The organism is Pseudomonas sp. DR48 (genome assembly GCF_019823085.1).
Classification (GTDB): Bacteria; Pseudomonadota; Gammaproteobacteria; order Pseudomonadales; family Pseudomonadaceae; genus Aquipseudomonas.
This window is the reverse complement of sequence record NZ_CP081946.1, coordinates 3345024-3369076: the sequence shown is the minus strand read 5'-3', so window position 1 is coordinate 3369076 and position 24053 is coordinate 3345024. Positions and strand designations below refer to the sequence as shown.

The 24053-nt window shown below is 59.2% G+C and carries 19 protein-coding genes; 11 read left to right on the top strand and 8 right to left on the bottom strand.

Going from position 1 to position 24053, the window contains the following annotated elements; all coding sequences use genetic code 11:
* Nucleotides 1-80 precede the first annotated feature (80 nt).
* The gene (locus tag K5K95_RS15160; RefSeq protein ID WP_222590073.1) at nt 81-1427 is read right to left on the bottom strand and encodes an MFS transporter; all 1347 of its coding nucleotides are present in this window, start codon (nt 1425-1427) and stop codon (nt 81-83) included.
* A gap of 136 nt (nt 1428-1563) precedes the next feature.
* Nucleotides 1564-2406, bottom strand: a complete 843-nt coding sequence (gene pcaR / locus K5K95_RS15155; RefSeq protein WP_222590072.1) for a pca regulon transcriptional regulator PcaR — start codon at nt 2404-2406, stop codon at nt 1564-1566.
* Between the two features lie 672 nt (nt 2407-3078).
* On the opposite strand from pcaR, the gene K5K95_RS15150 reads away from it, so the two are divergent.
* Nucleotides 3079-3279, top strand: coding sequence for a hypothetical protein (locus K5K95_RS15150; protein ID WP_007903846.1), 201 nt, complete (start codon nt 3079-3081; stop codon nt 3277-3279).
* A 376-nt stretch (nt 3280-3655) separates the two neighbouring features.
* On the top strand, nt 3656-5131 hold the full coding sequence (locus K5K95_RS15145) for an inorganic phosphate transporter (protein WP_222590071.1): 1476 nt from the start codon (nt 3656-3658) through the stop codon (nt 5129-5131).
* Between the two features lie 1094 nt (nt 5132-6225).
* Here K5K95_RS15145 and ccoM read toward each other — a convergent pair.
* The 3 genes from ccoM to K5K95_RS15135 form a co-directional block, all read right to left on the bottom strand.
* Nucleotides 6226-6339, bottom strand: coding sequence for a cytochrome c oxidase subunit CcoM (gene ccoM / locus K5K95_RS33380; RefSeq protein WP_010462558.1), 114 nt, complete (start codon nt 6337-6339; stop codon nt 6226-6228).
* Nucleotides 6340-6483: 144 nt separating this feature from the next.
* Nucleotides 6484-6645 carry a hypothetical protein gene (locus tag K5K95_RS15140; protein ID WP_222590070.1) on the bottom strand — a complete coding sequence of 54 codons (162 nt, stop codon included), beginning with the start codon at nt 6643-6645 and terminating at the stop codon, nt 6484-6486.
* Between the two features lie 72 nt (nt 6646-6717).
* Nucleotides 6718-7059 carry an aspartate-semialdehyde dehydrogenase gene (locus K5K95_RS15135; protein WP_222590069.1) on the bottom strand — a complete coding sequence of 114 codons (342 nt, stop codon included), beginning with the start codon at nt 7057-7059 and terminating at the stop codon, nt 6718-6720.
* 218 nt (nt 7060-7277) lie between these two features.
* Here K5K95_RS15135 and rapA point away from each other — a divergent pair, with 218 nt between their 5' ends.
* Nucleotides 7278-10124, top strand: coding sequence for an RNA polymerase-associated protein RapA (gene rapA / locus K5K95_RS15130; protein WP_222590068.1), 2847 nt, complete (start codon nt 7278-7280; stop codon nt 10122-10124).
* Between the two features lie 192 nt (nt 10125-10316).
* On the opposite strand, the gene K5K95_RS15125 is transcribed toward rapA, so the two are convergent.
* A complete protein-coding gene (locus K5K95_RS15125) occupies nt 10317-11666 on the bottom strand; it encodes a spinster family MFS transporter (RefSeq protein ID WP_222590067.1) in 1350 nt (449 codons plus the stop codon).
* A gap of 282 nt (nt 11667-11948) precedes the next feature.
* On the opposite strand from K5K95_RS15125, the gene K5K95_RS15120 reads away from it, so the two are divergent.
* On the top strand, nt 11949-12314 hold the full coding sequence (locus tag K5K95_RS15120) for a YkgJ family cysteine cluster protein (RefSeq protein WP_222590066.1): 366 nt from the start codon (nt 11949-11951) through the stop codon (nt 12312-12314).
* A gap of 147 nt (nt 12315-12461) precedes the next feature.
* Entirely contained in the window at nt 12462-14744 is a 2283-nt protein-coding gene (locus K5K95_RS15115; RefSeq protein ID WP_222590065.1) for a putative bifunctional diguanylate cyclase/phosphodiesterase, read from the top strand.
* Here K5K95_RS15115 and K5K95_RS15110 read toward each other — a convergent pair.
* The gene (locus tag K5K95_RS15110; RefSeq protein ID WP_222590064.1) at nt 14635-15531 is read right to left on the bottom strand and encodes an NAD(P)-dependent oxidoreductase; all 897 of its coding nucleotides are present in this window, start codon (nt 15529-15531) and stop codon (nt 14635-14637) included. The two genes, K5K95_RS15115 and K5K95_RS15110, sit on opposite strands and share 110 nt — an antisense overlap.
* A 198-nt stretch (nt 15532-15729) precedes the next feature.
* Between K5K95_RS15110 and K5K95_RS15105 the strand changes: the two genes are divergently transcribed.
* On the top strand, nt 15730-17931 hold the full coding sequence (locus tag K5K95_RS15105) for a hypothetical protein (RefSeq protein ID WP_222590063.1): 2202 nt from the start codon (nt 15730-15732) through the stop codon (nt 17929-17931).
* A 285-nt stretch (nt 17932-18216) separates the two neighbouring features.
* Here K5K95_RS15105 and K5K95_RS15100 read toward each other — a convergent pair whose 3' ends face one another.
* Nucleotides 18217-18522, bottom strand: coding sequence for a DUF2288 domain-containing protein (locus K5K95_RS15100; RefSeq protein ID WP_222590062.1), 306 nt, complete (start codon nt 18520-18522; stop codon nt 18217-18219).
* Nucleotides 18523-18872: 350 nt separating this feature from the next.
* Between K5K95_RS15100 and K5K95_RS15095 the strand changes: the two genes are divergently transcribed.
* The 5 genes from K5K95_RS15095 to K5K95_RS15075 all read left to right on the top strand — a co-directional run bounded on the left by K5K95_RS15095 (nt 18873) and on the right by K5K95_RS15075 (nt 23875).
* Entirely contained in the window at nt 18873-20000 is a 1128-nt protein-coding gene (locus K5K95_RS15095; protein WP_090180945.1) for a branched-chain amino acid ABC transporter substrate-binding protein, read from the top strand.
* A gap of 232 nt (nt 20001-20232) precedes the next feature.
* Nucleotides 20233-21156 (top strand): high-affinity branched-chain amino acid ABC transporter permease LivH, encoded by a 924-nt coding sequence (gene livH, locus K5K95_RS15090; RefSeq protein WP_090180942.1) that lies wholly within the window; start codon nt 20233-20235, stop codon nt 21154-21156.
* Nucleotides 21153-22409, top strand: a complete 1257-nt coding sequence (locus K5K95_RS15085; protein WP_222590061.1) for a high-affinity branched-chain amino acid ABC transporter permease LivM — start codon at nt 21153-21155, stop codon at nt 22407-22409. Before livH ends, K5K95_RS15085 begins: the two co-directional genes overlap by 4 nt.
* Nucleotides 22406-23173, top strand: coding sequence for a high-affinity branched-chain amino acid ABC transporter ATP-binding protein LivG (livG, locus tag K5K95_RS15080; protein ID WP_090180937.1), 768 nt, complete (start codon nt 22406-22408; stop codon nt 23171-23173). Before K5K95_RS15085 ends, livG begins: the two co-directional genes overlap by 4 nt.
* Nucleotides 23174-23875, top strand: a complete 702-nt coding sequence (locus K5K95_RS15075) for an ABC transporter ATP-binding protein (protein ID WP_222590060.1) — start codon at nt 23174-23176, stop codon at nt 23873-23875.
* The last annotated feature ends 178 nt before the right edge of the window (nt 23876-24053 follow it).

Here is a 24053-nt window from a genome sequence, read left to right as displayed (position 1 = left end):
GGACGCTCTGCGTCCGCTTCTGGGACGCGGAGCGTCCCGGGCTGCATTCCCACGCGGAGCGTGGGAACGATCATGTTCCGTCAGGTCGCGTCCGCATGACTGACCATGCCCTTGATCACCACGGCGGTGGTCGCCACAGCCGCCGGAATCACCAGCGCCGTCAGCACCTGCTCGAAATTCCAGCCCAGCCCCAGCAGCGTCGCACCCATCCAGGCCCCGAGGATCGCGCCGAAACGACCAATCCCCAGCATCCACGAGACGCCGGTCGCCCGCCCTTGAGTCGGGTAAAACCGCGCTGCCAGCGAAGGCATCGCCGACTGCGCGCCGTTGACGCACATCCCGGCCACCAGTACCAGCGTCGCCAAAAGCGTGATGTTGCCCAGGCTCTGCCCTACCGCGTAGGCAAAGACCCCGGCCAGCAGGTAGAAAATGCCAATGACCTTGTGCGGATTGAACCGGTCCATCGCCCATCCCACACCCACGGCGCTCAACACGCCGCCAAACTGGAACAGTGCGCCAATGAACGCTGCTTGCTCCATGCTCGCGCCGCTGTCACGCATCAGCGTCGGCAGCCAGCTGGTCAACAGGTAAACGATCACCAGGCCCATGAAGTAGGTCAGCCACAGCAACAAAGTGCCGGTGCTGTAGGTGCCGGAGAAAATCACCGCAAACACGTTGCGCGCCTTCACGGTTTTTTGTTCCGGCACACTGAAGCTCGAGGCTTGAGCGACGATGGTCGGGTCGATGGGGGCCAGGGTTTTGCGCACTTTGTCGGTACCGCGATTACGCACGACCAGGTAGCGCGCCGATTCCGGCAACCAGAACAGCAAGACAACGGCAAGGATCAGCGGCAGAATCCCGCCGATCAACAGCAAGCTGTGCCAGCCGAATGCAGGAATCAGTTTGGCCGAGATAAACCCGCCGCCAGCCATGCCGAGGTTGAAGCCGCAGAACATGCTGGTCACCAGCAAGGATTTTTTGCGCTCCGGGGTGTATTCCGACAGCAACGTCGTGGCGTTCGGCATGCCGGCGCCCAGACCCAGGCCGGTCAGGAATCGCAGCACCAGCAATTGATCAACGTTAGTGCTGTAGGCCGACGCCAGGCTGAAGACGCCGAACAGCAATACCGCGCCGACCAGTACGACTTTTCGCCCGAAGCGGTCCGCCAACGGGCCGGAGCCCAGTGCGCCAAAGACCATGCCGATCAACGCGGCACTCATCACCGGGCCGAGACTGGCGCGGTCGATACCCCAATCCTGGGACAGGGCCGGTGCGATGAAGCCCATCGCCGCCGTGTCGAGGCCATCGAGAAAGACAATCAGAAAACACAGGATCACCACTCGCCACTGGTAGCGCGAAATGGGTTGAGCATTGATGAAGGACTGCACGTCGAGGCAGTTTCCTACAGCAGACTGAGGCTGGTTCATTATTTTTATTCCACGCAAGAACGCAGTCGGACAGGTGCCAGCCAAGGCTGGCGCTGCCGCGACAGTAATGATCCCGGGGAAAGAGCGTCAATTCGATAACCGCGACTCTGTGCGTTTATCGAACAGCTTAGAAGATTCAGGCAAACAGTTGCGCGCTGAGGTCGCGGCTGGCACTCAGCAAACCTGGCAGGAAACGCTGCTCCAGTTCATTGCGGCTGACCCGTCCGGCGTGGGTGCTGACGTTCAGCGCGGCCACGACCTGACCGGAAGCGTCGTACACCGGAACGGCAATGGAACGCAGGCCTTGCTCCAGCTCCTGATCGACAATGCACCAGCCTTGCTGCCGAACTTCTTGCAGGCACTCAAGCAGCGCCTCGGGGGTGTGCAGGGTTCGGCTGGTCTTGGCCTGGAAATCCGCATGGTCGAGGTACTCGCGCAGCGAAGTGTCGTCCAGCGCAGCGAGAAGAATCCTGCCCATGGACGTGCAATAGGCGGGCAGTCGTCCACCCACCGACAGGTCCACGGAAATCAGGCGCTGGGTAGTGGCCGAGCGCGCGATGTACAAAATGTCGTCGCCTTCCAGCGTCGCCATGTTGCACGCCTCGTGAAGCTGTTCACTCATGCGGTCCAGATACGGCTGGGCGGACACCGCCAGTGGCGTGGAAGATAAATAGGCATGCCCCAGGGTCAACACCTTGGGCAGCAGCGAATAGGTGCGACCGTCCGTGGTGGCATAGCCGAGTTTGATCAGGGTATGCAGGCAACGTCGCACCGCAGCGCGGGGAATTTCCGTGCGGTGACTGATCTGGGCAATCGTCAGGTGGCGCTTGCGCTCCTGGAACGCTTGCACCACCGCGAGGCCCCGCGCCAGGGACGTCATGAAATCCGGGTCGCCGGTCAGGGCCTGGATGCGCTTGGCGGGCGAGGCCACGATTGGCGGTGCCACTGAAGCGAAGGAGTTGCGCATTTGATCGTTCATATCAGGTCCTTTCCTACACGGATCAGCGGCTATTACAAGCGGCTACCGGTTCTGCACACAAGCCACCGGCCGCCAAGATTGGGCGATTATCGAACCATCGACCGATAATCGCAATTGGCGCCAGGCAATGCCTGACCCTGATGTTAACGTCGACACTAAATGTCTTTATTCCTGTGGAGCGCGGACATTAAGGTGCGATGTGTAATTGGCGTAACTTGTTCGGCTTTATGGCGCCAGAAAGACATCGGTGCCCAGCGACTTCATCGGCGCGTAGTTACAGCAAAAGTTGCTATTAACAAAACAATCACACACGGTGAACTACTTTTAACTCTACGGAGATAGTGTTATTCGGTTCGACCGCTATAATGCATCTCAGTGGTGGCCGGTTTTTACGTGCCGACGCCGCCACTCGACAGCCCGGTACTCTACCGTCGCTGCCCGCAGCAAACGCTTGACGCTCATTTCATATGCTCGACCAACGCGCGTGCTGAAACAGGTAACTGATGCTACGTCAGCTGTTTTTCTCTGGTGCCGTGGCCGCCTGCAATATGGAAGTATTGTTCACCTGCCGTAAAACGATGCCTTGTCCGGCATGCCCTTTCGGCAAACGTGGTCGATAGATCCATGCAGTGCGTTTCACCAGAATTTATCTCAACTCATACAGGTAGCACTGTGACGAAAGACGAACTGCGCGCGGAACTTGAGCGCCAGGAACAACGTTACAAGGAAGTTTACGGCGGGGAAGTCACCACCTACGCCGCTCAGCCCGAACCCGAGCGCAAGCCTTGGCGTAAACGCGCCACCGTTCAGGATCAGGCGTTCAGCCAGGAATTGCAAAAGATGGAAAAGGAACTCAAAGCCGAAGAGCCATGATTGCCTCGGCCTGAATCCCTCCAAGGGTCTGCATATGCACCTGTTAAAAGCGGGTTGCAGGGATGGTGCCTTTCGCGCCCGCTACAAGCGGGCAGCGGCCGCCTCATCATCGGTTGAGGCAAATGGCGCATACCTGACCCTCTTTTCAGATATTTCACACAAGCGTTCAAGCCTCTCGGCTTCCCGAGCGAAACCCTTGTGGCTGTGGCCTTTCCTCAACAATTCAATGACTTGCAAAACCCCGAAAAAAGCTGGGTCATAAGCTATCAGCGCAAACTAATTCATTGAAGAATGTTACCGATGAGCAGCAAGTGCATCGATTAGCAGTCTTTTCTGGCATAATCGCGCCCCCTTATGACCGGGTCAGAAAACCTTCATGATCGATTTATTCAGCGGACTAGATGCTTGGGTGCTTGTGAGCCTCTTGCTCGCCCTGGCCTTTGTCCTCGCCTTCGAGTTCATCAACGGCTTTCATGACACCGCTAACGCGGTGGCCACTGTTATCTACACCAAAGCCATGCCGCCTCATCTGGCGGTGTTCTTTTCCGGTGTGTTCAACTTCCTCGGCGTGCTGCTGGGCGGTGTTGGCGTGGCATATGCCATCGTCCACCTGCTGCCGGTAGAACTGCTGATCAATGTGAACACCGGTCACGGATTGGCCATGGTGTTCTCGTTGCTCGCCGCCGCCATCACCTGGAACCTGGGCACCTGGTACTTCGGTATCCCCGCCTCCAGCTCCCACACCCTGATCGGTTCGATCCTCGGTGTCGGTCTGGCGAACGCCTTGATCAACGATATTCCGTTGGCCGATGGCGTGAACTGGCAGAAGGCGATCGATATCGGGGCATCCCTGGTGTTCTCGCCGCTGGCGGGTTTCATCGTCGCCGCGCTGGTGCTGGTCGGCCTTAAATGGTGGCGTCCCCTGTCCAAGATGCACAAGACACCGGACCAGCGCCGCAAGCTCGACGACAAAAAGCACCCACCGTTCTGGAACCGCCTGGTACTGGTGATCTCGGCCATGGCCGTGAGCTTCGTGCACGGTTCCAACGATGGTCAGAAAGGTATCGGCCTGATCATGCTGGTACTGATCGGTATCGTGCCGGCGCAGTTCGTACTCGACCTGAGCAGCACGACTTACCAGATCGAGCGCACCCGCGATGCGACCTTGCACCTGAGCCAGTTCTACAAACGCAACTCTGACACCTTGGGCGAGTTCCTGGCGTTGGGCAAAAGCGTGGAAGGCGATCTGCCGGAGAAATTCCGTTGCAACCCGCAACAGACCGAACCGACCATCACTGCCCTGCTCGGCACCCTTAAAGGTGTAGCGGACTACCATTCGCTGCCATCGGAAAGCCGCATCGAAGTGCGTCGCTACCTGCTTTGCCTGGACGACACTGCAAAGAAAGTCAGCAAATTGCCTACCCTGGCAGCCCGTGAAAAAGCTGACCTGGACAAACTGCGCAAAGACCTGACCACCACCACCGAATACGCCCCGTTCTGGGTAATTCTGGCCGTCGCCCTGGCCCTCGGCCTCGGGACCATGGTGGGCTGGAAACGCGTGGTACTGACCATCGGCGAGAAGATCGGCAAGCAAGGCATGACCTATGCCCAAGGCATGTCGGCACAAATCACCACCGCGTGCATGATCGGCCTGGCAAACATCTTCAGCCTGCCGGTCTCCACCACCCACGTCCTGTCCTCCGGCGTCGCCGGCACCATGGTCGCCAACAAAAGCGGCCTGCAAGGCGGCACCGTCAAAACCATCCTGCTGGCCTGGGTCCTGACCCTGCCCGCAACAGTGGCCCTGTCGGCCGGCCTGTTCTGGCTGGCCTCGAAGGCACTGGGCAGCTGATATATAGCTGCAACGAAAAGGCGCGTCCCGTGAGGTTCGCGCCTTTTTAATGCCTGAAATTCGGTCTCAGTGATCTACTGAAAACGATGGGCTGGACGCGAGGCCCATCGTCGGAACACCGCCCAGAGCAAGCCCGCTCCCACAGGGTTCGATGTACATCAGCAGGAGATTAGTCGGTTGGCGGGACGTCATCGCTGGCAGGCCAGCTCCCACAGTGGAACGGGCACACCTGAAAGAGACTAGTCGGCTGTCAGACCGCCATCGCGGGCAAGCCCGCTCCCACAGGGTTCGATGCACACTGCAAGAATCTGGTCGGCTGTCAGGCCGCCATCGCCAGCAGGCTAGCTCCCACAATAAAAACCGAGGTACACCGCCCGCCCTTCACCACTCAACAGGCCGAGCGGTAGCTCGCCTGCAGCTCTTGATCTTGATCCGCCCGTCCCTTTGGAACGCGGAGCGTCCCTGGCTGCATTCCCACGCGGAGCGTAGGGAACGATCAGTGAGGTATCAGGAAGAGACTGGTCGGCTGGCAAGCCAGCTCCCACAATAAATCGAGGTACACCACCCGCTCTTCACCACTCAATAGGCCGAGCGGTAGCTCGCCTGCAGCTCTTGATCTTGATCTGGCTTTTGATCTACCCGCCCCTTCGGCAGGCTGAGTGGAGGCGTTCATCTGGGGGGCAGGCGCGTAGCGCCGTGCGGCGAAGCCGCATACATCGAGAGGAGGTCGTCGCGAAGCAGACCGGAGGCGATGCCCCCAGATGAATGCCGGAAAGAAGGAACACCGAGCCTAAGCGAGGGGCCGGACGCCGGGGCGAGCCTTTTTTTTGCTTACTTTTTTTGAGGCGTTTGTCAAAAAAAGTGAGTCGCCGTCAGGGCGAAACCCTAAGTGGCCGTTACCGCAGCAACGGATATGTACACCTGAAAGAGACTGGTCGGCTGTCAGGCCGCCATCGCGAGCAAGCTCGCTCCCACAACTAGCCCAGGTACAACCAAGAGAACATGGTCGGCCCAAAGGCCGCCACTACAACCAAAAAAAAAGGGCAACCGAAGTCGCCCAAAATGCCTTGCGTGCTCATTACACCCAGAAAGACCTACGGCTTACGCTTATGCGAATCCTTCCAGATAAAAAATCCAAACCCTGCAAAAAACAGAACCATGAGGCCAACCGTCAGCACTCCGGCGATCACCACGTTATCGAAAAACATGACGTCCCTCCTGCACCTGCCCTGTTGCGATAGGGCTAAGTTAACCAATCAGACAGAAGAGAAAATTGACCGGGATCAATGTCGCCCAAGACAGGGCGTAAAGGAGGGCAAATAACTGACCTGCATCAACAGATGCAGGGTACTTCAACGCTTTTTCGGTTTGTTCTTCGGCTTTTTCTTGGCTTTGACCAACGGCATCGCCTGCTCAAACGCCTGCCGCACTTCATTCAGACGCTTTTCATTAAGGTCATGAACCCGCTTGGCGCGTTCAGAATTAAGATCGATCAACTTGTCATCTTGGCTCATGGTGCTCAATACATCGTTCGGCAGGTTTATCGCAATAATGCGGCCTGGCGCCAGCGCTGACCAGCCGCAACCTCAAATCTGAATATCGACCCACAACCCCTGGCGCGGCTGATCTTCCATCAATGGCGCCACCGGCACAGTATTGTCGGCATTAAGCTCATCACCGGGAACCGCGAGGTGCTCCTGCGGATCCTCATCAGCCTCACGACGGCGCCGGTCACGCTCAAGCTTGCGGCGCTGCTCCTCGCGCAGCTGAAAAGCCGCCTCTTCGGGATCGCGTTGTTGCAGGTCGATCGTGCTTTCGTTGGAGCTTTCCTGCACCGGCACGACTGGCGGAATATCCGGGCGCTGGCGGATCGGGTCCTGCTGTGAGGTGATCGGCACGGCACTCAAGGGGAGCATCGGTGGCAGCATAATTAGTAGTCTCCTGTCAGCAGGCTGTCGGCTGAGGGGATGGCGACTTGAGCCATCGGTCGCAAACTGTGACCGGTTTGGCACAGATTGGTGCCCGAACTGACACACACCGCATCATTGGGCTAACGTAAGTCTGCGAGTATTTATGAGAGTCCTTTGGCCCTGAAGCCCTCATTCCGTTAAGATAGCCCGCTTTTTCAAGGTGGGAGTCAGGCAGCATGGCGCAGCAGTATCAACCGGGGCAACGCTGGATCAGTGACAGCGAAGCCGAGCTGGGTTTAGGCACCGTTCTGGCACAGGACGGCCGCTTGTTGACCGTGCTCTATCCGGCCACTGGCGAGACTCGCCAGTACGCGCTACGGAATGCGCCCCTGACCCGCGTGCGGTTTTCGCCGGGCGATTCGATCACTCACTTCGAAGGCTGGAAACTGACCGTCCAGGAAGTCGACGACGTCGATGGCCTGCTGGTCTACCACGGCCTCAACGCGCAAAACGAAGTGGTCACCCTGCCGGAAACCCAACTGTCGAACTTCATTCAGTTCCGTCTGGCCAGCGACCGTCTGTTTGCCGGGCAAATCGACCCGCTGGCCTGGTTCTCACTGCGCTACAACACCCTGGAACACACCAGTCGCCAATTGCAATCCTCGCTGTGGGGACTGGGTGGCGTGCGTGCGCAACCGATCGCGCACCAGCTGCACATCGCCCGTGAAGTGGCCGACCGCATTGCTCCACGGGTATTGCTGGCCGACGAAGTAGGCCTGGGTAAAACCATCGAAGCTGGTCTGGTGATCCATCGCCAACTGCTTTCGGGCCGCGCCAACCGCGTGCTGATCCTGGTTCCGGAGAACCTGCAGCACCAGTGGCTGGTCGAGATGCGCCGCCGTTTCAACCTGCAAGTCGCGCTGTTCGACGAAGAACGCTTCATCGAAAGCGATGCCGCCAACCCGTTCGAAGACACGCAGCTCGCGCTGGTGGCTCTGGAGTGGCTGGTGGAAGACGAGAAAGCCCAGGACGCACTGTTCGCCGCCGGTTGGGACCTGATGGTCGTCGACGAAGCGCACCACCTGGTGTGGCATGAAGAAAAGGCCAGCCCTGAATATTCGCTGGTCGAGCAACTGGCCGAAGTCATTCCGGGCGTGCTGCTGCTGACCGCGACCCCGGAACAACTGGGCCAGGACAGCCACTTCGCCCGCCTGCGCCTGCTCGACCCGAACCGTTTCCATGACCTGCACGCCTTCCGCGCCGAGAGCGAAAACTATCGCCCGGTGGCCGAGGCCGTTCAGGAGTTGCTGGACAAGGGGCGCCTGTCGCCCGAAGCGCACAAGACCATTCACGGTTTCCTCGGCAACGAAGGCGAAGCCTTGCTGACCGCGGTGAACGATGGCGACACCGAAGCCAGCGCCCGCCTGGTTCGCGAATTGCTGGACCGTCACGGCACCGGCCGCGTGCTGTTTCGCAACACCCGCGCCGCCGTACAGGGTTTCCCGGAGCGCAAGCTGCATCCGTACCCACTGCCGTGCCCGGACGAATACCTCGAACTGCCGTTGGGCGATCACGCCGAGCTGTACCCGGAAGTCAGCTTCCAGGCCCAGCCGGACGCCAACGAAGAAGAACGCTGGTGGAAATTCGACCCGCGTGTCGAGTGGCTGATCGACACGCTGAAGATGCTCAAGCGCACCAAAGTGCTGGTGATCTGCGCCCACGCCGAAACCGCCATGGACCTGGAAGACGCCCTGCGCGTGCGCTCCGGCATCCCGGCCACGGTGTTCCACGAAGGCATGAACATCCTCGAACGTGACCGCGCCGCCGCCTACTTCGCCGATGAAGAATTTGGCGCGCAAGTGCTGATCTGCTCGGAAATCGGTAGTGAAGGTCGCAACTTCCAGTTCTCGCACCACCTGGTGCTGTTCGATCTGCCGTCCCACCCGGACCTGCTGGAGCAGCGTATCGGGCGTCTGGACCGGATCGGCCAGAAGCACATCATCGAACTGCACGTGCCGTACCTGGAAACCAGCCCGCAAGAGCGCCTGTTCCAGTGGTACCACGAAGCGCTGAACGCTTTCCTCAACACTTGCCCGACCGGCAACGCCTTGCAGCATCAGTTCGGCCCGCGCCTGCTGCCGCTGCTGGAAAACGCCGACGACGGCGAGTGGCAAGCGCTGATCGACGAAGCCCGCAGCGAGCGTGAGCGTCTGGAGGCTGAACTGCACACTGGCCGTGACCGCCTGCTGGAACTCAACTCCGGCGGCGCTGGCGAAGGTGATGCGCTGGTCGAGGACATCCTCGAGCAAGACGACCAGTTCACCCTGCCGATCTACATGGAAACCCTGTTCGACGCCTTCGGTATCGACAGCGAAGACCATTCGGAAAACGCGCTGATCCTCAAGCCGAGCGAAAAAATGCTCGACGCCAGCTTCCCGCTGGGCGACGACGAAGGCGTGACCATCACCTACGACCGCAACCAGGCGCTGTCTCGCGAAGACATGCAATTCATCACCTGGGAACACCCGATGGTGCAGGGCGGCATGGACCTGGTGTTGTCCGGTTCCATGGGCAACACGGCCGTGGCGCTGATCAAGAACAAGGCGCTGAAACCCGGCACCGTGTTGCTGGAACTGCTCTACGTCAGTGAAGTGGTCGCCCCGCGCTCGCTGCAACTGGGCCGTTACCTGCCGCCGGCCGCCCTGCGCTGCCTGCTGGATGCCAATGGCAACGACCTGTCGGCCCGGGTGTCGTTCGAGACCTTGAACGATCAACTGGAAAGCGTGCCGCGTGCCAGCGCCAACAAGTTCATTCAGGCCCAGCGCGATCAGCTGACGCCGCGGATCAACGCCGGCGAAGAGAAAATCTTCCCGCGTCACGCCGAGCGGGTTGCTGAAGCGAAACGTCGACTGGCAGCCGATACCGACGAAGAACTGGCGCGCCTGACCGCGTTGCAAGCGGTCAACCCGACCGTACGCGACAGTGAACTGGTTGCCCTGCGCAAACAGCGCGAGCAAGGGCTGGCCATGCTCGACAAGGCGGCGCTGCGACTGGAAGCGATCCGGGTGTTGGTGGCGGGTTAAGCCCCCTGCTCCACCCTTAAATAAAAAGGCCCGCAGCGATGCGGGCCTTTTTTTGTCTGCTGATCGTTCCCACGCTCTGCGTGGGAATGCCTCAACGGACGCTCCGCGTTCGGCTTTTGGGACGCAGAGCGTCCCGGGCTGCATTCCCACGCGGAGCGTGGGAACGATCAATCCCTGTGCCCGCGATGGCGATTAAGCAGTCACCGCAGAACCCACAGGCTCGACCACCGCCACCAACCCGTCCTTCATCCGCTTGGCATCCCTGACAAAACACCGCGAAGCCAAGAACAGAAACACCATGGTGAAAAACAGCGCAACCGGGATCAAGTACATCGCGTCGTGCAAGCCCACGGCCTTGAACGCCTCGGTCATCTGTTCGGCACCGGCGGCGAACATTGCAGTATGTGCAAAATGGTCGGACAAGCCACCCACCACCACAGGGCCTAAACCACCGCCCAGCAAGTACAAGCCAGCAAAGAACAACGCCATCGCCGTGGCTCGCAAACGGGGTTCGACTACGTCTTGAATCGCCGTGTAGACGCAGGTATAGAAGTTATAGGCAAACAGCCAGCCAAGGCTGAACACCGCCACAAACACTCCGATCTCGATCCGCCCGGCATGCAGCGCCCAAGCGGTGCACACGGTCGAAACGATCAGGCTGAATGCCGCAAACAGCAGTCGCCCATTGGCGACCCGCTGGTGAATCTTGTCGGCCACCCAGCCACCGAGCGTCAGGCCGAACAACCCGGTCACGCCGACAATTACGCCGGTCGCCACCGCCGCTTCCTGCAACGGCATCAGGAAATAGCGCTGCAACATCGGCACCAGGAACGAGTTACAGGCATAGGTCGCAAAGTTGAAGCACAGCCCGGCCAACACCAGCCACAGGAAAGTCGGGACCGCCAGCACTCGACGAATCGGCCGGTCGACACGTTCCTGGGACACCTGCACGCTTTCCGCGGCACCGCGTTTAGGCTCTTTAATGAAGAACATGAAGATCGCCAGGATCAGCCCCGGCACTGCGGCGATGAAGAACGGCGCACGCCAGCTGTCGAATGCCTTGACCATCGCGCCAATGGTAAAAAACGCCAGCAGCAGGCCCAGTGGCAGGCCGAGCATGAAAATGCCCATCGCCCGTGCCCGGCGGTGCGCCGGAAACAGATCGCCGATCAGCGAGTTGGCCGCCGGTGCGTAACTGGCTTCGCCGATGCCGATGCCCATACGCACGATCAGGAAGGCCCAGAAATTGCCCACCAGCCCGTTGACCGCCGTCAGGCCGCTCCAGACTGCCAGGCCCCAACCCATCAATTTACTGCGCGAACCGGTATCGGCCATCCGCCCCAGCGGCAGCCCGGCAATCGCATAAACGAGGGTGAATGCCGTTCCGATAATCCCCAGCTGAAAGTCGCTGAGGTGCCACTCCATGCGGATCGGTTCGATGATGATGGCGGGAATGGTGCGATCGAAGAAGTTGAACAGGTTCGCCAGGAACAGCAGGAACAGAATGCGCCAGGCATTCGCCGCTTGGGTCGAGTTCTGCATGGGGTCCGTCTCTTTTTATTGTTGTTGGGGCTTTCACTGTCCCCGGAGCTGCCAATCTAGTCAGGCCTGCCAGAGCTGTCTGTCATTATTCGCAAGACTGATATCAGCCCATGGCAGCCGCCCCTGTGCAAACACCAAAAGGCACTATGGGAGCCGCGTTTTTCATTACCCGACCGGCTGCTGAAAAATACCTCTGCGCCCCCCTTCCCAAGCCCAAGGCGAAGCCTAGAATAGCGACCTTGCTGCCCCACCGTTCCCCCCATCCCTCTTTGACTATCGCCCATGTCCGAAGCCAGTCCGTGTCTGAATTGCGGTGCCTGCTGTTCCCATTTTCGCGTGTCCTTTTTCTGGGGTGAATGCGCCTCGTCCGGGGGAACGGTGCCTGACGACCTTGTCGCGCCGATCAGCCCCAGCCGTGTGGCGATGCTCGGCACGGACTGCAAACCCACGCGCTGCATCGCCCTGTCAGGGGAAGTCGGCGGCACCGTGCAATGCTCGATTTACGATCAGCGTTCCAGCACCTGTCGCGAATTCGATGCCTCCTGGGCCAATGGCGAAGCGAACGCAGACTGTGACGCGGCGCGGGCCGCGTTCGGACTGCCGGCCCTGCAGCCTGAATTCCAAGTGCCTTACGAGCAGATCGCCTGAGGCTTAGTACTGACAGCAATAAAGCTCATTCCAAAATCATCGGCATCAATGTGCCACTACCGCTTGCACTCCCTGTATGGCCTCTATACTCCAACGCATTAACCAATGTTCATGGTGTTGGCAGGCTGGACAATACGGGGCGAACGGATGCAGTGGCCTGATGTGTATTTCACTACCCAGCTGCCAGAAAGCGGTCAGGTCATTCTCAATTGCACACATAACCCGTTCCTGGTGCTGCTGGCCTACGTGGTGGCGTGCGCGGCCGGGTTCGCCACCCTGGGCATCACCGAACGGATCGGTCATACCGAAAAATCCACCTCCCAACGTATCTGGCGCTGGGTCGGTGCCGGATGCCTGGCGGGCGGCATCTGGGCCATGCATTTCATCAGCATGCTGGCGTTCCAGGCGCCGATCGAAATCCACTATCAACTCCCCGTCACCCTGATTTCGTTGTTTTTCGCACTGACCGCCTCGTGGCTGGCGATGCAGACCCTCAGCCATGCTCATCTGAGCGTCTGGCAACACCTGCGGGCGTCGGTGTGGATCGGCCTTGGCATCGCAACCATGCAATACGTGGGCATGGCCGCGATGCGCTCAACGGCGACGGCCTATTACGACCCGACGCTGTTCGCCCTCTCCATCGCGATCGCCATCGGCGCCAGCCTGGCTGCGCTGTTGATGTCCAGGCACCTGCGCGAGGGCAGCGGCGTGGTTCATCAACTGCTCAAATACACCGCCAGCCTGGTGCTCGGCGCCGGTATCGTCAGCATGCATTTCACCAGCATGGCGGCGCTCAAACTGGCGCTTCCCGAAGGCAGCCTCCAGCCGCTGCCTGACGACAACAATCATCTGCAATTGGGCGTGACGGTGGCGGTCATGATGTTGCTGATCATCGGCAGCAGCATCAGCGCCGCAATGGCCGACAAAAAACTTCAACACAAGGAAAGCGACCTGCAACGGGTCAATGCCCTGCTCAGTCAGCTCGACCAGGCACGCCTGTCGCTGCAACAGGTGGCGCACTACGACGCACTGACCAACCTGATCAATCGCCGTGGTTTCAACCAGCTCTTCGCCGAAAAGCTGAGCGAGAAAACCAACGAAGGCGGGATGCTGGCGGTGATGTTTCTCGACATCGATCACTTCAAGCGGATCAACGACAGCCTTGGCCATGACGCCGGCGACCTGATGCTCAAGGTCCTGGCCAGCCACATCAAGAGTTCGGTTCGCAGCCACGAAGATGTGGTCGCGCGTTTTGGCGGTGACGAATTTTGCATCCTCATCGGCCTGCATGACCCCGAAGAAGCGCGGCACATGGCCCAGCGCATCATGTTGAAAATGAAAGAGCCTATCGAGCTGGCCGGTCGCAGCATGGTCATGACCACCAGCATCGGCATCAGCCTGTTCCCGCAAGACGGCAAGACGTGCGAAGAACTGCTGAAAAACGCCGACCTGGCGCTTTATCAGTCCAAAGGCAATGGGCGCAACGGGCTGCATTTTTTCAGCCCGCACATGAAGGCTCGCGCCACGCTGGAACTGCAAGTCGAAGAAGAACTGCGGCACGCCTTGCGCAACGACGATGGGCTGCTGCTGTTTTACCAACCCATCTATGACCTGAAAACCGGCCAGGTCACCAAGCTCGAAGCGCTGATTCGCTGGCAACACCCGGTTCATGGGCTGCTGGCGCCGGATCGATTCATCGCCATTGCCGAGGCCAACGGCCTGATCGCCGAACTGGACAACTGGGTACTGCGCCAGGCTTGCGAGGACCTTGGCGAACTGTCCCGTCAGGGCTGCGAAGAACTGAAGATTGCCGTGAACTGCTCACCGCTGAACCTGGCGCGCGAAGACCTGGCCAATGAAATCGAACAAGCCCTGCGCATCTGCGGGGTCGCGCCGCAACGGCTGGAACTGGAGGTCACCGAGAACGCGTTGATGGGCAACCTCTCCGACACCCTGGCGCTGCTGCGCCAGATCCGTGCTCTCGGGGTCTCCCTGTCGATCGACGATTTCGGCACCGGCTATTCATCGCTGGCCTACCTCAAGCGCCTGCCGCTGAACACACTCAAGATCGACCGCTCGTTCATCCAGGACATTCCCAGGGCGACCCAGGACATGGAAATCGTCCAGGCCATTATTGCCATGGCCCATACCCTGCATTTACAGGTGGTCACCGAGGGCGTCGAAACGTTCGAGCAATATGACTTTCTCGAACGCCAGGGCTGCGACTTCGTTCAGGGCTACCTGCTCAGCCGCCCGGTGCCGCTGGCTGAATTGCATCCGGTGCTGAACGAAATCAATCAGCGCAAACACGCCTGCCCCGTCAGTCCTCTGACCCTGGCGCGCGGTACATTTGCACTAGCGTCGACGGATCTTTTTCCAAAAAACCCTGCGCCCCATGCAGGCGCATCAGTTGTGCAGCCAATCCGCTGATCGGCGTGGATGAGCCCTGTTCGCGGGAAAACTTCACAGCGGTGTCGAGGTCCTTGAGCAGCGTGCGGACATGCCACTTCACGGGCTCGAAACGGCTCTCGGCCATTTGCGGGGCCAGGATCTGCAAGGGTCTGGAATCGGCGAAACCACCGGCCAGGGCTTCGGCGATCAGACCTGCGTCGACCCCGGAACGCTCGGCCAATGCCACCACTTCGGCGATTACCAGCGCGTTGCAGGCGACGATCATCTGGTTGCAGGCCTTGGTCACCTGCCCGGCGCCGACGCCGCCCATGTGCGTCACCCGTTGACCGAGGTTCAACAGGATCGGCTTGACCCGCTCAAGGTCCGCTGCCGCGCCGCCGACCATAATCGCCAGGCTGCCAGCCTCGGCACCGACCACGCCGCCGGACACCGGCGCATCCAGCCAATTCATGCCGCACTGGTCGCCAAGCGCCGAGGCCATTTCCCGCGTCGCGGTGGGCTCCAGACTGGAAAAATCCACCAGCAGTTGACCACTTTTCGCCCCACTGGCGATGCCGTCGGGGCCAAAGACCACCTCGCGCACCACCGACGTGTCCGCCAGGCACAGCATCACCACATCAGCGTGTTGGCACAGCTCGGCCGCTGTCGCCACTTGCCGGGCGCCGGCCTCGACCAAGGGCGCGCACTTGGCCGGATTGCGATTCCACACCGTCAGCGGATACCCCGCAGCCAACAGACGTCGGCACATGGGCAATCCCATCAGGCCGATTCCGGCGAACCCCAACGAAGGTTGCGTTGACATCATTTAGCCTCCTTTTGATTAAAGATCGTTGAATACTGGCCGATTCATCATGACTAAGGAAAGGATTCCCCCCGAGCGATGCTCAGGCTTCGGTCATGACGCTTGGGCGAAATACGCGCTGAAAAAGTCGCGAGTAACTATTCCGTGAAGGTTCGGCGACAGCGTGTCGCCGGGCCCATCAGCCCAGGTACATGGCGCCCAATGACTTCTAAAAATAATCCGGCCACTGCGGTTTCCGATCTGACACTGAGCCCCGCGGCAAACAGCCCCTCATCGTCGAAGCCATTGGTTGCATCACGCCCGCTGGCCAGTCAGCAATACCTGTATTTCACCGAAACCAACACTGACCGCATTCTCGACAACCTCGACGGGCTGCGCGACATGGTGTTCCCGCGCCCTCCACATCTGGATGGCGACAGCGAACAGCATAGCGATCAGGAATTCCCTTCGGTGTGCCTGATCGGCCTGGGCCGTTGCGGCTCCAACATTGCGCTGGATGTCGCGGAGCTGGTGTACAACGCCCGCAAGTTCTACCTCAACGAATTCAACAACGAAGACCGTCCCTCGGCGGATAAACGCTACGCGGAAAAGGGTTACAGCCCGGCGCAGTGGATCCGCAACAACCTGCGCCTGGGGCCGAACAAAGCCACCAAGCCGGTGTTCCTGGTCGAGCCTCTGGTAATGCTCGGCGACCTGGACAAAGACATCGCCGGTCGCATCCGTTTCTCGCGCAAGGGCGAAAAAAGCGGCTTCCTGCGCGACTACAGCAAAATGAAAATCATGGACTTGTCGGAAGTCCACGCCGGTGGCGCCGGTAACGCGCCGATCCTCGGTCAGTACCTGGCCAAGATCATCCTGAACAAGGACACCCAGCGTTTCTCCAGCCCCGACTGGAAAATGATTCACTCGTACCTGATCGACAGCTGCGGCATCAAGGCCAACCAGTCGCGCCTGTATTTCTCGATTTTCAGTGCCGGCGGCGGTACCGGTTCGGGCATGGCCTCAGAGTTCGGCCTGGCCCAGCAGCACTCGTACATGAACAAGACGTTCGACACCAAGCCGATGGACGAGCACGACGGCAAGAGCGGTCATTCGTTCGTCTTCGAGCCGATCTTCACCAGCGGCATCTGCGTGCTGCCGAACATTTCCGATCACCGCAGCGAAATGTCCGAGGCGCTGCACATCAACGCCGGTCGCCTGCTGTGCAAGTACCTGTCGGAAGAGTGGGATTTCTCCTACAACTTCGCCAATGAAGACAGCAGCGAAGCCAGCGTCATGGGCCGTATCCGCCCATGGAACGCGATGATGCTGATCTCCAACGACATCATGCGCTACGCCGAAGAAAGCGATGACGGCAACATTCAGAACATCGACGTCAACGCGATGGAAAAGCACGCCAACCAGTACATCTCGCAGCAGATCTTCAACATTCTGACGGCGCAGGCGGTCACGACTGACTACGACCAGAACTATTTCCGTCGTGCCGGTATCGACATCGGCGAAACCATTCGCCTCGACGCCAACGACCTGTTCATGAGTCTGGCCGGGCCGGTGGCGATTGCCTATGCCGAATCCGTGGTACCGGAAAGCCCGCCGCCGAGCAGCGACAAATTCAAGGTGTTCGAGAAAGAGCCGCAGCGCCTGAACATCGATGATCTGTTCTTCCGCTCCATCGACCTGCCCCACTTCAACAAAGTGACGCAAGCAATCGAAGGCATCAGCCTGCTGCCGATCGAGTCCAAGCGTTATCGTGCGTCCCTGGAGCAGTACAAGAATTCCGGTTACGACGCGGCCGCGTTGCACGACCTGCACTTCTTCAAGAACTGCTCGTCGGTGGTCTCGATCGTTTCGCTACCGAAAGACTACAAGCTGTCCTACATGGACCTGAACCGGTTGAAGACCCACCTCAACAGCCTGTTCCCGAACACCACGCTCAAGCGCTACGCGCTGGTGATCGGCGCCTCGGCCAACTTGTCGCTGACTACGTTGATCGCCAAGAGCCCATGCCTGTCGGACGACTTCCTGACGCTGATCGTGGCGTTCATCAAGCGTTGCTTCGCGAAAACCCCGTACCGCTTCGACGAAACGCTGGATAACTCGATCCTCGACTTCATCATCAATGAAGAATTCGATGAGGACCGGATTGACGAGTTGCTCAATGAATTCGAAAACCCGGCGAAAATCCTCGACACCAACTGGTACGCGATCAAACCGATGTACGAGAAGAAGTACCGCGAGCTGATCAATGACAAGGACAAGTTTGTCTCGATCAACGACATTCGCCTGTCGCGCGATTGCGTGAAGAAGGCGATCAAGTACCTGCGCGAGATCTACCGTCACCGGATTGGCAAGACCAAGGTTATTTCGCTGAATAACCATACGGGCAAGACGTTTTCGGTCTGATTGATCGATCGTTCCCACGCTCTGCGTGGGAATGCCTCTATGGACGCTCTGCGTCCAGTTTGGGACGCAGAGCGTCCCGGGCTGCATTCCCACGCAGAGCGTGGGAACGATCACATCCAGAAACAATTAAGCAGCCCGACGGCTGCTCAATAAACTGTTCCCGTTACGTTTACGTCACCGTGATGCTGGCCACGCCTGTGGCCTTTCTCCACGGCAACATGCCATCACGCTACTCGCCTACACACTTTTGCGCGATCAACCTACGCACCAACAAAGTGCACGACTTCAGTTCGTCGCCCTTTCCTGGATCATAATCCACGGCGAAACGACCACGGCCCACAGCTCGGGGTCACGTTCGAAAAGATCCAGCGCCCGCGTTTCAGACAGCTTGGCGACTTTGTCGGCGGCCAGCCAGGCAGCCACTTTCTCGCCTTCGTCCGTCGCCACCGCTTCAGCCGCGGCGATCAAATCCAGACCCGGGTCGACCCACAATAGGGCACCCTTGGCAAAGAACGGCTCCAACTCTTTCCAGGTAATAGATGCGGTTTCACCAAGCAGCTTGGCATAGAGGGTGCTAGGTTCTTGAGTCATGGGTCCTGTCCGGAAAAGAAATCGACGCGAATGATAACGTCGGTGGTCCGCCAGAAAAACCCGGATGCAATTGAGTCACCGATTGAAAAGAACAGGAGCGCCAGGGAATGCCGCTGAATCAAGCAATTAGCCAGCTAACATCCCGCCGCAATTCTGTCTTTTTCTTTCAATAAAGCGACACCCTCAGGTTTTGCCCCCTGGCGCCAGCTTCCCAGGCTAACAATTGGCGCTCTACACTGTACCGGTACAGTTGCCGGGGGCATTTTCCGGAGGATATCGAAGATATCTGACCCGGTTCTGCTGCTACGGCGCCAGGACTATAAAAACTACAACAGTAAGAGTGGAGCACTATGACTAAGGCTACTAAGCAGATTTCCAAACTGTTTGCCGCTATGGTTCTGGCCGGGGTTGCCAGCCATTCGTTCGCAGCTGACACCATCAAGATCGGCATCGCCGGCCCTAAAACCGGTCCTGTAGCCCAATACGGCGACATGCAGTTCAGTGGCGCCAAAATGGCCATCGAACAGATCAACGCCAAAGGCGGCGTAGACGGCAAGAAACTCGAAGCCGTTGAATACGATGACGCCTGTGATCCAAAACAAGCGGTAGCGGTCGCGAACAAAGTCGTCAACGACGGCGTTAAGTTCGTGGTCGGTCACCTGTGCTCCAGCTCCACCCAACCGGCTTCGGACATCTACGAAGACGAAGGCGTGATCATGATCACTCCGGCTGCCACCAGCCCGGACATCACCAACCGTGGTTACAAAATGGTGTTCCGCACCATCGGTCTGGACAGCGCCCAGGGCCCTGCCGCCGGTAACTACATTGCCGATCACGTAAAACCGAAAATCGTTGCTGTGCTGCACGACAAACAGCAATACGGTGAAGGCATCGCCACCGCCGTGAAGAAGACCCTGGAAGGCAAAGGCGTCAAGGTTGCCGTGTTCGAAGGCATCAACGCCGGCGACAAAGACTTCTCCTCGATGATCTCCAAGCTCAAGCAAGCCAACGTTGACTTCGTCTACTACGGCGGCTACCACCCAGAGCTGGGCCTGATCCTGCGTCAAGCACAGGAAAAAGGCCTGAAAGCCAAGTTCATGGGTCCGGAAGGCGTGGGTAACGACTCCATTTCGCAGATCGCCAAAGACGCTTCCGAAGGCCTTTTGGTAACCCTGCCGAAGTCTTTCGACCAGGATCCGGCCAACGTTGCACTGGCTGACGCGTTCAAAGCGAAGAAAGAAGACCCAAGCGGTCCGTTCGTGTTCCCGGCCTACTCGGCTGTTGAAGTCATCGCCGGTGGTATCACTGCCGCCAAGAGCGAAGACCCTGCGAAAGTGGCGGCTGCCATCCACGCAGGCACCTTCAAGACCCCGACTGGCGACCTGAGCTTCGACGCCAAGGGCGACCTGAAAGACTTCAAATTTGTGGTTTACGAGTGGCACTTCGGTAAACCAAAAACTGAAGCTTCGCCTCAGTAAGGCCTTGCCGAACTGACTGCCAACAAAGCCCACGGCGTGCCGTGGGCTTTGTTTTACGAACGTATTGGGCCGCGCTGGCGTGATCCGCCAGTCTCCCCACCTGAAAATCTCAAAACCGTCATCAGCGGTTCGCTGGCAAACCTCGCGTTCGAAGTGGATGCAGATCCACGGGGCTCGAGCGGGAAAATGACTCCACCAGTGAAATGCGTATCAGGTTTTTAGGAGCGCTGTAATGCCTGACATCTATCACTTCTTCCAACAGCTGGTTAATGGCCTGACCATTGGCAGCACGTATGCCCTGATCGCCATCGGCTATACGATGGTTTACGGCATCATTGGAATGATCAACTTCGCCCACGGCGAGGTGTACATGATCGGTTCCTACGTGGCGTTCATCGCCATCGCGGGCCTGTCCATGATGGGACTCGACAGTGTTCCGCTGTTGATGACCGCCGCGTTCCTCGCGACCATCGTCGTGACCAGTGCCTACGGCTACAGCATCGAACGAATTGCCTACCGCCCCCTGCGCGGCAGCAACCGTCTGATCCCGCTGATTTCCGCCATCGGCATGTCGATCTTCCTTCAGAACACGGTTCTGCTGGCGCAAGACTCCAAGGACAAATCCATCCCCAACCTGATCCCCGGCAACTTCGCCATCGGGCCAGGTGGCGCACATGAAGTGCTGATTTCCTACATGCAAATCGTGGTGTTCGTGGTGACCCTGGTCGCCATGCTCGGCCTCACGCTGTTCATCTCCCGCTCTCGTCTGGGTCGCGCCTGCCGCGCCTGTGCCGAAGACATCAAGATGGCCAACCTGCTGGGTATCAACACCAACAACATCATCGCCCTGACCTTCGTCATCGGTGCCGCATTGGCGGCTATCGCGGCCGTGCTCCTGAGCATGCAATACGGCGTGATCAACCCGAACGCCGGTTTCCTCGTCGGCCTCAAGGCCTTCACCGCCGCAGTATTGGGCGGCATCGGTAGCATCCCCGGCGCCATGCTCGGCGGGATCGTGCTGGGTGTGGCGGAAGCCTTTGGTGCCGATATCTTCGGCGACCAGTACAAGGACGTCGTGGCGTTCGGCCTATTGGTTCTGGTGTTGTTGTTCCGGCCAACCGGCCTGCTGGGCCGTCCGGAGGTTGAGAAAGTATGACTAGGAATCTTAAACAGGCGTTGTTCAGCGCCTTGCTGGTGTGGGCCGTGGCCTACCCGGTACTCGGTCTGAAACTGACCATCGTCGGTATCAACCTCGAAGTCCATGGCACCAGCACGGGTACGTTGATCACCATCGCCGTGTGCTCGGTGCTGATGTTCCTGCGGGTGCTGTTCGACCAGCAGATCAGCTCGGCCTGGAAGTCCTCGCCCAACCTGCCGGTGATGCCGGCCAAGGCCAGTAACTTCCTGACCCTGCCGACCACTCAGCGCTGGATCATCATTGCGTTGATCATCGGTGCACTGGTCTGGCCGTTCTTCGGCTCGCGCGGCGCGGTGGACATCGCAACGCTGGTGTTGATCTACGTGATGCTCGGCCTGGGCTTGAACATCGTGGTCGGTCTGGCCGGCCTGCTCGACCTTGGTTATGTCGGCTTCTACGCCGTCGGCGCCTACAGCTACGCGCTGCTGTCGCACTACTACGGTCTGAGCTTCTGGATCTGCTTGCCGATTGCCGGCCTGATGGCGGCTACCTTCGGCTTCCTGCTCGGTTTCCCGGTACTGCGTCTGCGCGGTGACTATCTGGCGATCGTTACGTTGGGCTTCGGTGAAATCATCCGTCTGTTCCTGCGTAACCTGACCGACCTCACGGGCGGCCCGAACGGCATCAGCAACATTCCCAAGCCAACACTCTTCGGACTGACCTTCGATAAAACCGCCGCGGAAGGCCTGCAGACTTTCCACGAGTACTTCGGCCTGACCTACAACCCGGTGAACAAGGTGATTTTCCTTTACCTGATCGCGGTGTTGTTGTCGCTGTTCGCCCTGTTCGTCATCAACCGCTTGCTGCGCATGCCGTTGGGCCGTGCCTGGGAAGCGCTGCGTGAAGACGAGATCGCCTGCCGCGCGCTGGGTCTCAACCCAACGGTCATCAAGCTGTCGGCCTTCACCCTCGGTGCGTGCTTCGCCGGTTTCGCCGGCAGCTTCTTCGCCGCGCGTCAGGGCCTGGTGACACCGGAGTCCTTCACCTTCATCGAATCGGCGACCATCCTCGCCATCGTGGTACTTGGTGGCATGGGCTCGCAACTGGGCGTCGTGCTCGCCGCCACGGTGATGATCCTGTTGCCGGAAATGATGCGTGAGTTCAGTGAATACCGCATGTTGATGTTCGGCGCCTTGATGGTGCTGATGATGATCTGGCGTCCTCAAGGTCTGCTGCCCATGCAACGTCCTCACATGGAGCTGCGCAAATGAGCCGCGAGATCCTGAAAGTAGAAAATCTGAGCATGCGCTTCGGCGGCCTGCTCGCGGTCAACGGCGTAGCCCTGAGCGTGAAGGAAAAACAGGTCGTGGCATTGATCGGCCCCAACGGCGCCGGCAAGACCACCGTGTTCAACTGCCTGACCGGTTTCTACAAACCGAGCGGCGGCAGCATCCTGCTGGACGGTGAGCCGATCGAAGGCCTGCCCGGCCACAAGATCGCCCTCAAAGGCGTGGTGCGCACCTTCCAGAACGTGCGGTTGTTCAAGGACATGACAGCGGTCGAGAACCTCTTGATCGCCCAGCACCGTCACCTGAACACCAACTTCCTGGCGGGCCTGTTCAAGACCCCGGGCTTTCGCAAGAGTGAACGCGAAGCCATGGAGTTCGCCGAGTACTGGCTGGAAAAGGTCAACCTCAAGGGGTTCGCCAACCGTCCCGCCGGCACCCTGGCCTACGGTCAGCAGCGCCGCCTGGAAATCGCTCGCTGCATGATGACGCGCCCGCGCATCCTCATGCTCGACGAACCGGCCGCCGGCCTGAACCCGAAGGAAACCGAAGACCTCAAGGCGCTGATCAGCGTGCTGCGTGAAGAGCACAACGTCACCGTGCTGTTGATCGAACACGACATGAAACTGGTCATGAGCATTTCCGACCACATCGTCGTGATCAACCAGGGCACGCCTCTGGCCGACGGCACGCCGGAACAGATCCGCGACAATCCTGAAGTGATCAAAGCCTACCTGGGGGAAGCGTAAATGCTGCAATTCGAAAACGTTTCCACCTTCTACGGCAAGATCCAGGCGCTGCACAGCGTCAACGTCGAAGTCCGCCAGGGCGAGATTGTGACCCTGATCGGCGCCAACGGTGCCGGCAAGTCGACCCTGCTGATGACCCTCTGCGGTTCGCCGCAAGCCCACAGCGGCAGCATCCGTTACATGGGTGAGGAACTCGTCGGCCAGGACTCGTCGCAGATCATGCGCAAGAGCATCGCGGTCGTGCCGGAAGGTCGTCGGGTATTTGCCCGTCTGACCGTGGAAGAGAACCTCGCCATGGGCGGATTCTTCACCGACAAGGGCGACTATGAGGAACAGATGGACAAGGTTCTCGGACTTTTTCCACGCCTGAAAGAGCGCTTCGCCCAACGCGGCGGCACCATGTCCGGCGGCGAACAGCAAATGCTCGCCATCGGCCGTGCGCTGATGAGCAAACCCAAACTGCTGCTGCTCGACGAGCCATCGTTGGGCCTGGCACCGATCATCATCCAGCAGATCTTCGACATCATCGAACAACTGCGCAAGGATGGTGTGACCGTGTTCCTGGTGGAGCAGAACGCCAACCAGGCACTGAAAATCGCTGACCGCGCCTACGTTCTGGAGAACGGCCGGGTAGTGATGACCGGCACCGGGGAAGCGCTGCTGACAGATCCGAAAGTACGTGAAGCGTACTTGGGTGGTTGAGCCTTTGCGGTAAACAGAAAACGGCCTTCGGGCCGTTTTTTTGTGCCTGATACAAACCCTCTAACGATGAAGCTCGCTCCCACAGGGACATGGGTGCTTTGAGTTTTTTTTAAAAAGTTTGCATTGCGCTGTAACGCATCGCGATGACGTTCCTCTAGTGAGGCAAGCAAGCACAAAC